The organism is Sphingobacterium sp. SGL-16 (assembly GCF_011043515.1).
In the GTDB taxonomy this organism is placed as follows: Bacteria; Bacteroidota; Bacteroidia; order Sphingobacteriales; family Sphingobacteriaceae; genus Sphingobacterium; species Sphingobacterium litopenaei.
In genome coordinates this window covers 1-14,255 of record NZ_JAAKGQ010000007.1, presented here as the reverse complement: position 1 = coordinate 14,255, position 14,255 = coordinate 1, and the positions used below count along the sequence as shown (strand labels likewise).

Here is a 14,255-nt window from a genome sequence, read left to right as displayed (position 1 = left end):
AAACCTTAAATATGAAAATCGTTATACTAGGTTATGGCAAAATGGGGCAGCTAATTGAAAAATTTGCACTTAAAAGAGGCCATGAAATAGCGTTGATAGTTGATGCACACAATAGAGAATCTATTACAGCGGAAGATTTAGCTGATGCGGATATTGCTATTGATTTCAGTACTCCAGATGCAGCTTTAGCTAATATAAGTTTGTGTTTCGAAGCAGATTTGCCTTTGGTAGTTGGTACTACAGGCTGGTATGAACATTTGCAAGAAGTAAAAGAAACGTGTTTGGAGGCTAATCAATCTTTGTTGTATGGTTCTAATTTCAGTATTGGTGTGAACATCTTTTTTCATATTAACAGGTTACTGGCTAAAGCCGTTAGTCCTTACCAACAATATGATGTACAGGTGGAAGAAATTCATCACATCCATAAATTGGATGCACCTAGTGGTACTGCAATTACTATTGCCGAAGGAATTATCGATAACAGTGACGTGAAAAAGACTTGGGTTAATCAAGTTGTTGGCTCGGATGAAGAAGTGGTTAATCAACCTAATGAGCTTTTAATTGAAAGTTTACGTATTGAGGAGGTTCCGGGTACGCATACAGTATTGTATAGTTCTGAAGTTGATCAGATTGAGTTCAAGCATACAGCACACAATCGTGATGGATTTGCCTTAGGAGCGGTTGTTGCTGCAGAATGGTTGTATGGTAAAAAAGGTTTTTATCAGGTAACAGAAATTTTTGATTTTAATAAATAAACTCGAATACCTTCTACCTAGTGGGTTTCTATGTAAAATATAAAATATGTGGTATATTATTTTTGGAGTCTTAACAGTAATTTCCCTTTACGGATTATTTTTGCTGTTTAAAAAGGCTGGCAAACAAGGCTGGGAAGCTATTATTCCTTTCTATCGCGAATATGTAATGACACAATTGATAGGCAGACCTGCATGGTGGGTTGCTTTATTATTAGTCCCAATTGTCAATATATTTATCTTTTATAGTCTGTATTTAGATTTTCTTAAATCATTCGGAAAACAACGTTTTTGGGAAACTGCAGCTGCTGTATTAGTTCCTTTCATCGTATTGCCTATGTGGGGTAAGGATGCAAATGTAAAATATAGAGGTCAATCTGCTACAGAAGAATTCAAGAAAAAATATCCCTATAAAAAATCAGTAGGTCGTGAATGGGTTGACGCAATCATTTTTGCGACAGTAGCAGCCTCCTTGATTCGCGGTTTCTTGATAGAAGCGTATATGATTCCTACAGGATCGATGGAAAGAAGATTATTAGTAGGAGATTTCTTGTTCGTAAGTAAATTAAACTATGGTCCACGTATTCCAAATACGCCAATAGCATTTCCTTTTGCACATCACACGATGCCAATTACAGGTGGTAAAGCTTATTCTGAATTAATCCACATACCATATAAAAGATTGCCAGGTTTTCAAAATATTGAACGTAACGACGTAGTGGTTTTTAATTTCCCAGAGGAAACTTTTAGACCAGTGGATAAAAGAGAAAACTATATCAAACGTGCTGTAGGAATTCCTGGAGATGTAGTCGAAATGCGTAAAGGTGTTTTGTATGTCAATAATGGGGTGGGTTATGACTCGGATGATGTCCAACATGCTTATTTAATTTATACAGATGGTTCTGGCTTAAATCCACAGAAACTTATTGATAAGCGTATGGAATTTGAGAAGGATGAATTTGGTAATATTTTCGGAGAACCATATGTTTTGCACATTACGAAAGAAGAAGTTGAAGAAGTAAAAAGTTGGTCCAATGTTGTGAAAGTAGAAAATTATGATAATAATTCTTCTGCATTTCCACATACGAACCATTATGAATGGAATTTCCATAATTTTGGACCGTTAAAAGTCCCTAAGAAAGGCGAGGTAGTCGAACTTAATGCAGATAATCTTGCTATCTATGAAAAGATTATAAGTATTTATGAAGGCAATACCTTAGAAGTTCGTAATGATGGTATATATATCAATGGTACGAAAACTTCTACATATACGGTCAAAATGAACTATTATTGGATGATGGGAGATAATCGAGACAATTCGTCTGATGCGCGTGCGTTTGGATTTGTGCCAGAAGATCACATTGTGGGTAAAGCCTTATTTACATGGTTGAGTTGGGATAAGGACGGTTCCTTCTTGTCGAAGATTCGTTGGAATAGAATTTTTAAAGGTATTAAGTAAGACCTAATTAAATAAAAAAAAGGAAAGTCTGATTGATATTCAATCCGACTTTCCTTTTTTTATAAACATTATTTTAAGCTTTTAATGCAGCTAAATAGCGCTTGATGGTTTCTTCTAAACCTAAATACAAAGCATCAGAAATCAAAGCATGGCCAATACTTACTTCCAATAATCCTGGGATATGCTGATTAAAATAGGCTAAATTATTCAAATCTAAATCATGTCCAGCATTTAATCCTAAGCCTACTTCTCTTGCCTTTAATGCCGCTTTGAAATAAGGCTCAATTGCTTTCTCTTTGTCAAAACCAAATTCTGCGGCATAAGCCTCCGTATATAATTCAACACGATCTGTACCTGTTTCAGCTGCAGCTTCGATCATTTCTTCTATAGGATCCACGAAAATGGACACACGAATTCCAGCATCCTTGAACACTTTAACCATCTCTTGCAGGTACACTTTGTTTTTAATCGTGTCCCAACCATGGTTAGAAGTTAGTTGACCTAAAGCATCAGGAACCAAAGTGACTTGAGCAGGTTTATTTGCTAATACTAAATCCACAAATTTTTGCTCTAGACAATTTCCTTCAATATTAAATTCCGTTTTTATTTCTGATTTCAGATCGTATACATCTTGATAACGAATATGGCGCTCATCTGGGCGTGGGTGGACTGTGATTCCTTCTGCCCCAAAACGCTCGCAGGCTAAGGCAGCGGCTACTAAGTTGGGTACATTTCCTCCACGTGAGTTACGCAGCATGGCAATTTTATTAATATTTACGGAAAGTCTTGTCATAGTTTAACAGATTAAACCACAAAGGTAAAGAAAGTTTATCATTTGGATGATTGGAGGAATAAATCCTGCTATAATTTTTTTAAATTGCATAGAAATGGATGGATTAAGTTTCAATATATTAGAAGGATTTCGGTTACTGGATATTATTGATATCCTGTTGGTCGCTGTGATTATATATTATGTCTATAGTCTGATCAAAGGGACTATTGCTGTAAATATTTTGTTGGGGGTAGGTTTGTTTTACGGTATATATTTGGTCGTGAAGCAGTTGGAAATGCGCCTGTTGACTGAGATTTTTGGAGGCTTTATTTCCGTAGGTTCTATTGCGCTTATCGTCGTGTTTCAACAGGAAATTCGTCGTTTTTTACTTCATATTGGGAAGAATATTTCGTTGCGACGAAAAAAGTTTTTCCTGAATTTCATTGCTAATAAAGGCAAAACAAATGAAGATCATTCTGAGCAGATAAAGATCATAGTAGACGCTTGTCGAAGTATGTCTAAAGCGAAGACAGGAGCATTGCTTGTGTTTTCTAGATATTTTGATGAAGAATATTACCAATCTAGTGGAGAATATATTGATGCGCCTTTATCCAAACGCTTATTAGAAAGTATATTTTTCAAGAATAGTCCTTTGCATGATGGGGCTGTTGTGATTGTAGATTTTCGGGTAATGACAGCTAGTTGTGTGCTTCCATTGTCGGATAGTGAAGATTTACCTCCTCAGTTTGGTTTGCGTCATCGCGCAGCCATCGGTGTTACCGAAGTCTCGGAAGCTGTTGCTGTTATCGTTTCGGAAGAGACTGGCGAGATTTCTTTTGCAAAAGATGGAAATATAAATATGAATCTTAGCGCTGAAGAATTAGAAGAACTCTTGAAGGACGAACTATAAATTTTTAGTGAATTAAATTTTTACAATTGCGAATTAACCCGAATAATATTCTCTTTTTTTATATTTAGTCCGTACGAATATCAAAATGTTTTTATTAAATTTACCTTAGTATAAACGCTAAATTTTGGTGCCATGCATTTTGAAGAAAATAATCCTTTAGATATTGTTTTGAATGATTTATTCGAGCATTATCGTAAAAATGTTGCGGATGTAGATAAAATCTCAAAAGCCCTATTGGATAAAGGTGTCGTTCAATCCCAAGATGATATTGTCAATGACCATATTGCTTTTCGAACGTTGGGGATTCCAAATCTTGGTATCGCTTCTTTTGAAAAGATTTTTAAAGCCTATGGTTATGTGAAACGAGATTATTATTATTTCGAAGGTAAAAAATTGGACGCGTATTGGTTTTCGCCACCTGCAGAGGGCTATCCTCGTATTTTCGTTTCAGAATTGCGTGTCAAAGAGCTAAGTCAAGCAGCACAAGATATTATTTATAAATATACATCACCTATTACTTCGGATCCTGTGGATGATTTAGATTTAAGTAATGGACAGGAAGCTGCTGCATTTTTGCAAAAACCTCTATGGGGCTTACCTACTTCCGAAGAATACCAAACTTTACTGAATGAAAGTGAATATGCGGCTTGGGTGATTTACAATCGCTATTATTTGAATCACTATACTATAAGTATTCATGAGTTGAAGGATGGTTATAATACCTTAGAAGAATTCAATGATTTCTTACTAAGTATCGGGGTAAAATTGAATAATTCGGGTGGTGTAATCAAGACGAGTGATGACAAGTTGTTGCGTCAAAGTAGTACTGTTTCGGCTTTATATGACGCTACTTTTTCCGATGGTAAGACCCTAAAAATAGCGGGAAGTTATGTAGAATTTGCAGAACGCTCGGTGTTGCCCGAATTTGCGCACCTACCCAAAGAAGAACTCCGTCCAAAACATCGTCGTGATGGTTTTGAAACCAATAATGCAGACAAGATTTTTGAAAGTACATATACCACACAAATAAAAGGTTCGTAAGGTGGAAGAAAAGTTGCAGGTATTAAAGGAATCGCTTTCGGGCGATCTTTTTTTCGATACAAAAATGCGTTTGTTGTATGCAACAGATGCTTCTGCGTATAGAGAAATACCTTTGGCTGTTGCCATTCCAAAAACGGAAGCGGATATTCAGCTATTAATCACTTTTGCGCTAGAAAATAAAACTTCCTTAATTCCTCGTACTGCTGGTACTTCACTTGCGGGTCAAGTTGTTGGAAACGGTATTGTAGTGGATGTTTCAAAACATTTTACCCAAATATTGGAAGTCAATAAAGAGGAGCAATGGGTACGTGTACAGCCTGGAGTAATTCGTGATGAACTGAATATGTTTTTACGTCCTTATGAATTGTATTTCGGCCCCGAAACTTCTACGGCAAATCGTGCCATGATTGGCGGAATGGTTGGAAATAATTCTTGCGGCTCCAATTCTTTGGTTTATAAAAGTACCAGAGAGCATACTTTGGAAGTAGAAGGCTATTTGTCTGATGGTTCGAAAGTTATTTTTTCGGATTTGACTTTCGATGAATTTCTAGCTAAATGTGAACTTCCAACCTTAGAAGGTAAAGTGTATGCGCAAATACGATCTGTTTTGAGTGATTACCGTAATCAGGAAGAAATTCGTCGGGAGTTTCCAAAGAAATCAGTTGAGCGTCGCAACACAGGCTATGCAATTGATATGCTTTTGGAAACTGATCCTTTTACATCAGGTAGTGAAAAATTCAATTTTTCTAAATTAATCTGTGGATCGGAAGGCACACTTTTATTTATTACTTCGATAAAACTTCACGTTAATCAGCTTTCCAAGAAGCCAACAGGCTTGCTTTGTGTTCATTTTGCGTCTCTGGATGATGCTTTGCGAGCGAATCTAATTGCTTTGAAGCATAAACCTTTGGTAAGCGAGTTGATGGACGATTATATTTTGGCTTGTACTGAAAATAATTTAGAGCAACAGCAAAATCGTTTCTTTGTCAAAGGAAATCCAAAAGCTATTCTGATTGTAGAATACGATGGCGAGAATGAGGCTGATATTCTGGAGAAAGTTGAAGCTGTTGAGAAAGATATGCGTGCATCGGGGTATGGTTATTATTTCCCCTTAATTGTTGGCGCAGATAAAAAGAAGGTTTGGGATTTGCGTAAAGCAGGGCTTGGATTGTTGAGCAATACGCCATCAGATGAAAAGCCAGTTGCAGTAATTGAGGATACCGCTGTCGATGTAGAAGATTTACCCGCGTATATCGCAGAATTTAATCAGATTCTTTCGAAGTATAATCTGTATTCGGTGCATTATGCGCATGCAGCAACTGGTGAACTACATTTACGACCTATTATCAACCTAAAAACTCAAGAGGGAAACCAGTTATTTCGTGATATAGCATTTGAAATAGCGAAGTTGGTTAAAAAGTACAAAGGTTCGCTGAGTGGTGAGCATGGTGACGGCCGTCTACGTGGGGAATTCATTGCTTACATGATTGGAGAACACAATTACCAATTGCTTAAGCAGATAAAAACTACTTGGGATCCAAATGGAATTTTTAATCCAGGAAAAATCGTGGATACTCCTGCAATGAATACATTCTTACGCTATTCGCCTGATGCTTCCCCTAGAAACATTAATTCTACATTTCGTTATAAAGGACAGAATATACTGCAGCACGTAGAACAATGTAATGGATCTGGGGACTGTCGTAAGACAGAATTGTCCAAAGGAACAATGTGCCCTTCTTATATGGCAACGCGTAATGAACATGATACAACACGTGCTCGAGCGAATATCTTGCGGGAGTTTCTAACCAATTCCCATAAAAAAAATCCCTTTGATCATCCAGAAATCAAAGAGGTCATGGATCTGTGTCTGAGCTGTAAAGGATGTAAAATAGAGTGTCCGTCGAGTGTCGATATGGCGAAAGTCAAAGCTGACTTTTTGCAGGCTTACCACGATGCAAACGGGCTTCCGCTACGTACGCGCATGGTTGGTCAGGTAGATCAGCTGACAGCATTGATGTCTTATATTCCGGGAGTCTATAATTGGATAACTTCCAACTCAGTAATAAGCAAAATTGTAAAAGACATTGTTGGTTTTGATTACCGAAGAACCATTCCGGCGATAGCAAAAAAATCGCTTAGAAAATGGTTTTTAGAACGCGAAAAACCACTTTGGACAGATAGAAGACCGATAAAGGAAGTGTATTTCTTTTGTGATGAATTTACAAATTTCAACGATGTAGACTTGGGCAAAAAAGCTATCTTGTTGTTGGAAGCTTTAGGTTATGAAGTGTTGGTAATTGATCATCCTTTTAGCGGAAGAGCATTAATATCCAAAGGTATGCTACGAGACGCTCGCAAATTAGCGAATAAAAATGTCAAAACATTTGCTCCCCGTCTTACAGACGAAATAGCTTTAGTCGGTGTTGAGCCTTCGGCAATTTTGTGTTTTCGGGATGAATATGTGGATTTGGTAGATGAGGAATTAGAAGAGGAGGCACAGCGTATTGGGGCATTTGCTATGGTGATGGAAGAATTTCTTTGGAAGGAAATTCAAAAGGGTAATATTAAGAAAGAATCTTTTACTAAGCTAAATCAGAATATATTATTACATACCCATTGTCAGCAAAAAGCTTGGAAACTGCAGCAATGTACAGCTAATTTATTGTCATTTCCCGCGGGAAATGAAGTAGAGATAATTCCTTCGGGTTGCTGTGGTATGGCTGGGGCTTTTGGGTATGAAAAAGAACATTACGATATCTCCATGCAAATTGGAGAATTGGTCCTATTTCCAAAAGTTAGAGCCAAGGAAGCTGAAGCAATTGTGGTCGCTACCGGTGGAAGTTGTCGCCACCAAATTCACGATGGCACAAAAGAAACTGCCCTCCATCCCGTAGAGATATTATATAACGCATTAAAACAATAAAGCCTACTAGAGAAGGCTTTATTGTTGTGAGGAATACTATTTTACTACTTCGCTTCTTTTAAAGCTTGTGTATTTAACTTAACGTATTCTGGATTGTTCGCTTTTTTAGCCATTTCGATACCTTCTTCAGCGGCTTTTCGCGCTCCAGCCTTATCTCCAGCTTTATTCAAAATCAATGATTTCCAATATTTGATATGTGGAGCTCCTGTATTTCCTTGATCTGCTAATTTTACCCATTCCGCAGCTTTAGTGATGTCTAAATTACTAGTGTAGTAATATTGAGCAGCTTGGAAGTAAGGCTTACGTTCACCTTGCATGGCATGCTCGATGCTTTCCATAATTTCTTTGCTTTGATCTGTTTTGATAGAGAAAGCTACTTGTGTATTTTCCCAAGCCAAAGTAACTTTTGTGGAATTTATCGTCACATCTTCAAATAAAATCGTAAATGTTTCTACCTTATGTGCCAACTTTTGTGGCTTAACTTTGAAGCGCAAAAAATCATCTTCTTGTTTGTATTGATAAGCTCCCCATTGTTTAGGATTTTTACTCAAGATAATCGTCCATTCTGAAGGAGTTGGAATAGTAAAAAGACCATAAGTCCCTGCAGGAACTTTGTTGCCTTCAATTTCTACTTCTTCATCCAATGTTAGCGTAGGAATATTATTAGCACCAGTACGCCATACTTCATTATAAGGCACTAGATCTCCAAATATTTTACGACCTTTTGCATTGGGACGTTGGTACGATAAAATAATATTTTTGATACCTAGACCTTGGATAATGGTGGTCGTACTACTAGCAGGAGGTAATTGTACCTGCGCTTGGCTTAATTCTGTTCCTAAAAACATCATAGCCACAGTAGCTAGTGACAAAATTGTCTTTCTCATAGTTTCTTTTTCTTATATCTTAAAGTGAATTTAATAAATTTTTTAAGCTTTTGACTTGTGAGGGAATCAAATCGCGATTTATATTTTTGTTGGTGAATTGTTGTATTTGCTCTTCTAAATTTTTAAGCTGTTCAGTTTTGCCCTTTTGAGTTAATGATAATCTTAGTGCCTTGATTTTTTCTACAGTCTGAATACCTTCACGCAGTCTTTCAAAACGAATGCTCGTTTCATTATCAGGATAAACTAAGTAAGTATCTCCTGCTGCCCAAGAACCAAATCTTGTGTCTTCTAAAGGTTGTTCATTCCAACAATCATAAGCCCAGCGTAAATAGCCATCAAAACCACGTTGAAGAGTGTTTACGATCATATAAATCGGCTCATAGTATCCAGAACTTGTAAAAGTATTCGGGTATGTCTCCGTACAACAAGTGTATGCTCTTGTGATATAACCTTTGGCTTTACGTACTGCTAACACCTCAGGAGTCATGGTTTCGTAGAATGGGATGGTATAGTCGATAATATCATCTGACAATTCTGGATGATAATATCCTGCTAAGGAGATTTTAAAATTAGGATCTGCTTTCTTAATAATGTTTGTAGCAGCTTGCATATCTTTCATCGGCCTTTCATCCATAGCAATCGTCGTTTTATTGAACCAACCTTTTTGCTTTAGGTGTGCTGCAAAATCTTTTAAGAAAGGTAGCCAATGGTCTTCATAAGCTTGTTCGCTTGGTTTTGCTTTCAGTACTTCACGCTGTTGAGTTGCTTCGTCGAAATAATAAAAAGATAAGTTCCAAGGAATCATACTGTAACAGTTGATATATGCAGAAATACCTATTTCTTTCTGCATATATTCATTCCATTTATCGAATAGGCTATAATCATATTCCCAGCTTCCATCTTTTTTCTTAATCCAACGAATCATAGCGTCATATTTGTCGAAAGTTTGGCTGTTCCACGGGTCATATATCAACGTGGTCGTGATATTCTTTTGCCCAGCATTTGCTAGACGTTTCATTATCGGCTTGATTTTATCTAAGTGCGCTTTAGAAAGAGGTTCTAAATTATAATAACGAGCCGAAGAATACGGGTTTTGCCACAGGTCAAGATAAAAGGACCAATCTTTTGCATCTGCTAATTTATACGAAAGCACATTTATGGTAAAAGGAAGATTAAGTTTTTTCGTTCGTTTGGCAGATTTTATGCTGACTGTAATAGTTCCATTATAAAGACCGGGTTTAGTATTTTTAGGAATATCAATACTCAACCATAAAGGTCTTGTCTCTTTGGAATTAAATTCTATTGTCGTAGCGTTTAGTATTCTATCTGCTACCAATGTGGAATCCAAGATGATATTAATACCACATGCTGATCCCAATTTGGATGGATCATCGCTGATCACATAAGCAATAGGAGAGAAGTGAATATTTTGTTTGTAAATAATGTTCTTATTAGATTTTAAATTAGAGAAAGATAGTTCTAAAGATGAATTATCTACGTTAGCATCTTTACTGAAAACAGCTAATTGCGTACTGACTGTTTCTCCTGCCCAAGCATCTGTTTTCCAAGTTTTGCTAGTCTCCTGTGTAGGTACATTATGTTTGGATAAGCTGTAGTCGGGATCGATGAACACAAATTGAATTCCTGTCGATAATTTTTCCCAAGCTCCATTGTTAGCTAATTTTTTTTTAGGATCAGCAGGCTCTTTAAATTGTGCAAAGCTAGTCACACAGATAAAATTCAGCATCAAGATAAATAGTCTTTCCATGGTATATAATTTGACGCTGAAAATACGAAATAAAATCATCTTAAACAGAAAAGGCTTTCCTTCGAAAGCCTTTATCATTAGTTTTTATATAAGATTCTGAATTTAATCGTGTTTTCGATTTGTTTCAGTTGTTTGATCAATGATTTATCGTAATTCGAATCTATATCGGTTACCACATACCCAATTTCTCCGCGAGTCATCAAGAACTGTGATAAAATATTGATTTCATTATCAGCATAAATATTGTTTATACGTGCTAAGATACCAGGTACGTTTTTGTGGATATGTAATAAACGGTGACCTTTTAATTTTTTTGGTAAAATCAGGTGTGGAAAGTTACGGCTTTGATCAGTATCGCCATTGTTGATAAAATCAGCCATACGACGAGGAACGAATTCCGCATTTGTAGGTTTCTCCTTTTTATCATCGAAAACAACAATACCTTTTTCATTACAGATTCTTCTACTTACACGACCTTTTACATCGCCCAAGTAACCTAAGGTTTTCAATTTATCACAGCGTGATAGTTGTTCATCTGAAATTTCAACGCCATTACCCAACAAAAGCATACCTACATCTTTTGTGTATTTATCTTCAAATGTTTCTTTCACGCGGATGGAAAATCCATCACGTTTTAGAATATGTGCAGAGATTTCTGGCACATCGCCCACGATTAAACAAAGAATACGGTTTTTAGGGTAAGAAATTGCAGAAGGCAATTGATTTACGTACAAAAATTCATCAAAACTTGGCGTAACGTGATCCGCTTTATCGGTAACGCTTTTGCGCGAAATATTTTCCGTAAAAGCGAAAAACTTCTCAATTAATCCGGATTCTTTCAATTGAAAATCAGAATATCCATCGCCAATACCATAGATTTTGCCTTGGATATTAAGATCTTTTAGAAGTTGTACTTTACCGCCTTCATTGGATAATGGATTGGTATCATCAAAACCAATAATGTAGCCATTATCATCAAATTTGAAGGTGTTGGCATAAATGTTTTCTTCTCTAATGCCGTAAGGTGATACTACGGGAACAATGAATTCCTTGAATCCTCCGGATACAATCCAGGCTGTATCAGCATTTTGCTTGAAAAATTCGCGGTTGCGGTCAAATGATTTAGAAACTTTTTTCTTTAAGTGTTTAATAAGCTTTTGCAAATGTTCTTTATTGGCGCGCAATAAAGCGACACGACCTGCTAAAGCTTCGCGAAAAGAGATTTTACCTTCCATCGCTAAGTTGGTAAAACGTTCGATTTCTTTATATACCTGCTCTTGATCTGGACTACCTTCTAATGATATACGAGCTAGCTCGTCCAATGCCTCCACTTGTGTGAACGTACTGTCGAAATCAATGATGTAATAATTTTTCACGATGTTTAGATTGTTTGTGTACAGTTGTTGTTATAATATGCGTTTGCTATTTCTTGAAGCGTTTTATTCAGTGGTTTGAATGAATAATTTAACTCTTGTGTTATTTTTTCGTTAGAATAAGCCAAAAGTTCGGATGCAGCACGAGCTGATTCTTCGGTTATGACTGGTTTTTTTCCTGTGATTTTGGATAAGAGTTTGGATAATCTCCACGCGGCAGACAACATAAAGTTGTTGGCTTTGATCGTTGGAGGTTTTTTATCAATTAATTTCGCGATGCGGTACAATAATTCTTTATTGCTAATGTTTTCTGCATTCAAGATAAATCGTTCTCCAGAAATGGATTCACTGTTCATAAGTTGTACCATGATCTTGCTCACATCATCCACATCCACTATACCTACAGATCCTCCTGTAAATATTTTAATTCCATTATTGACCAATTCGAAGATGGCACCTGAACCTTTTTTGTAAGATCCAATACCCATGATGACAGAGGGATTTACAATAACAGCATCAAGACCCTCATTTATTCCTCTCCAAACTTCTAATTCTGCTTTGTACTTTGATAAGGCGTAATTAGACATTTTTGGATCGTATTCCCATTTGTCCAGTTCATTGACTGGTTTGTTGTTTTTGCTTGTTCCTAATGCTGCGATAGAACTTACATGAACCAGCCTAACATTGTTTTCCACACAAAGATTAACAATATGGGAAGTGCCTTCAACATTGACTAAATATAATTCTTGCGCATCTTCCTTTTGATAAGAAACTTTGGCCGCGCAATGATAAACATGCGTAATATTTTTGAAAATATCCGCTAAAGCAAAGTAATCAGTGATGTCTGCATCTACCCATTGAATCAGTGATGATGCCTTGAGCGAGTCCGGAATGAAGGAAGATGCACGCTTTGTAGCCACCACAGCGTGACCTTGTTCGATTAACAATTTTATGAGCGTTGATCCTAAAAAACCTGTACCTCCAGTTACTAATATCACTTGCTTTCTTTTATAATGTTTTTAGCCATTCAAATATAGATTTTTAGGTCATGGAAAGCAAAAGTTATACTGTATTTATATCATTTGATTGTAGGGAATGTTTTATCATTTGAATGAATAAATGCATATTTGCATAGCGATATACCAAAAAGAGTTTTTTCGTTATTAAGAATTTATACATATGTCATTAGCAGATTTTTTTTCACCAATAAAGCTGTCGGATTTCACGTCCAAAGAAGAGTATTTAAATTCTCAATTGGGACAGATTATACAAAGATATGAAGATGAATTTCCGAATTGGGAAGACGAAGAGAATCGTCCTAATCTTGCAATTATTGGAGTGGAAGAAGATCGTGCTGCAGTAAATAATAAAGGTACTGCAAAAGCTCCCAATGCTGTACGTAAACATCTATATGATCTGTATCAAGGGGATTATAAAACTAGAATAGTCGATTTTGGAAATATCAAAGCTGGTGAATCTATTAATGATACCTATGCTGCATTAAAATTGGTAGTAGAGGAGTTGGTAAAGAAAGATATCCTGCCTATTATCATTGGTGGGGGGCAAGACCTGACCTATGCGCAATATCGTGGGTATCAAGATTTGGAGCAACGGGTAGAAGTGGCAATAATTGATTCGAAATTTGATCTGGATCAAGAGCATACAGAAGATATGCCTTTGAACTCACAGACCTATCTGAATCATTTGATTTTGCATCAGCCAGATTATTTATTCAATCTGAATAATGTTGCTTATCAGACTTTTTTAGTCAGCAAAGAATCTATCAATATGTACAATAAGCTGTTTTTCAACGCGCAGCGTGTTGGGATGATAGCAGGAAAACTAGATCAGGCAGAACCGATAATTCGCGCAGCAGATATGGTTAGTTTTGATATCGGTGCAATCCGTGCTTCGGAAGCACCAGGAAATGCTAATGCGGTTCCCAATGGTTTATTTGGAGATGAAGCATGTCAACTCGCGCGTTATGCGGGGATGTCGGATAAATGTAGTTCGATTGGATTTTATGAATTTAATCCCACATTCGACCCAATGGAACAAACAGCAATGTTGGTTTCGCAGATGATTTGGTGTTTTATTGATGGATACTATAATCGCAAAAACGATGCACCTTTGATTCCTAAATCAGCGTATATTATATACCGTACGACTTTAGAAAACGAAGATCACGAATTGGTTTTTGTGAAAAGTAAAAAATCAGACCGTTGGTGGATGCAGGTGCCTTATTTTGGCACGAAATCAGTTAATGAACGTTTTTATTTAGTGCCTTGCCGTTACGAAGATTATCAATTGGCAGTGGCAGGTGAAATGCCTGATTTATGGTGGAGAACACATCAAAAATTACAATAA

Annotated in this window: 11 protein-coding genes; 6 read left to right on the top strand and 5 right to left on the bottom strand. The window is 36.6% G+C overall.

Translation table 11 applies throughout. The features are described 5' to 3' along the window. Positions 1-11: 11 nt before the first annotated feature. Both dapB and lepB read left to right on the top strand, forming a co-directional pair. Positions 12-755 (top strand): 4-hydroxy-tetrahydrodipicolinate reductase, encoded by a 744-nt coding sequence (gene dapB / locus G5B32_RS04080; protein ID WP_165290293.1) that lies wholly within the window; start codon positions 12-14, stop codon positions 753-755. A 46-nt stretch (positions 756-801) separates the two neighbouring features. Further along, a complete protein-coding gene (lepB, locus tag G5B32_RS04075) occupies positions 802-2,211 on the top strand; it encodes a signal peptidase I (RefSeq protein ID WP_165290292.1) in 1,410 nt (469 codons plus the stop codon). Positions 2,212-2,284: 73 nt separating this feature from the next. On the opposite strand, the gene G5B32_RS04070 is transcribed toward lepB, so the two are convergent. After that, positions 2,285-3,004, bottom strand: a complete 720-nt coding sequence (locus tag G5B32_RS04070; protein ID WP_165290291.1) for a pyridoxine 5'-phosphate synthase — start codon at positions 3,002-3,004, stop codon at positions 2,285-2,287. Positions 3,005-3,098: 94 nt separating this feature from the next. On the opposite strand from G5B32_RS04070, the gene cdaA reads away from it, so the two are divergent. The 3 genes from cdaA to G5B32_RS04055 all read left to right on the top strand — a co-directional run bounded on the left by cdaA (position 3,099) and on the right by G5B32_RS04055 (position 7,860). Continuing rightward, positions 3,099-3,893 (top strand): diadenylate cyclase CdaA, encoded by a 795-nt coding sequence (cdaA, locus tag G5B32_RS04065; RefSeq protein WP_165290290.1) that lies wholly within the window; start codon positions 3,099-3,101, stop codon positions 3,891-3,893. Positions 3,894-4,025: 132 nt separating this feature from the next. Then, complete coding sequence (locus tag G5B32_RS04060) at positions 4,026-4,934, top strand: DUF1338 domain-containing protein (protein WP_165290289.1); 909 nt, start codon at positions 4,026-4,028, stop codon at positions 4,932-4,934. Between the two features lies 1 nt (position 4,935). Then, a complete protein-coding gene (locus G5B32_RS04055; RefSeq protein ID WP_165290288.1) occupies positions 4,936-7,860 on the top strand; it encodes an FAD-binding and (Fe-S)-binding domain-containing protein in 2,925 nt (974 codons plus the stop codon). A gap of 44 nt (positions 7,861-7,904) precedes the next feature. Here G5B32_RS04055 and G5B32_RS04050 read toward each other — a convergent pair whose 3' ends face one another. From G5B32_RS04050 to G5B32_RS04035, 4 genes are all read right to left on the bottom strand, one after another. Beyond that, positions 7,905-8,747 carry a DUF2911 domain-containing protein gene (locus tag G5B32_RS04050; protein WP_165290287.1) on the bottom strand — a complete coding sequence of 281 codons (843 nt, stop codon included), beginning with the start codon at positions 8,745-8,747 and terminating at the stop codon, positions 7,905-7,907. Between the two features lie 19 nt (positions 8,748-8,766). Continuing rightward, entirely contained in the window at positions 8,767-10,515 is a 1,749-nt protein-coding gene (locus G5B32_RS04045) for a DUF4091 domain-containing protein (protein ID WP_165290286.1), read from the bottom strand. Positions 10,516-10,592: 77 nt separating this feature from the next. After that, positions 10,593-11,891 (bottom strand): HAD-IB family phosphatase, encoded by a 1,299-nt coding sequence (locus G5B32_RS04040; RefSeq protein ID WP_165290285.1) that lies wholly within the window; start codon positions 11,889-11,891, stop codon positions 10,593-10,595. Between the two features lie 5 nt (positions 11,892-11,896). Next, positions 11,897-12,886: an NAD-dependent epimerase/dehydratase family protein gene (locus tag G5B32_RS04035; protein ID WP_165290284.1), complete on the bottom strand. Its 990-nt coding sequence runs from the start codon at positions 12,884-12,886 to the stop codon at positions 11,897-11,899. 181 nt (positions 12,887-13,067) lie between these two features. On the opposite strand from G5B32_RS04035, the gene G5B32_RS04030 reads away from it, so the two are divergent. After that, positions 13,068-14,255, top strand: a complete 1,188-nt coding sequence (locus G5B32_RS04030; protein WP_165290283.1) for a formimidoylglutamase — start codon at positions 13,068-13,070, stop codon at positions 14,253-14,255.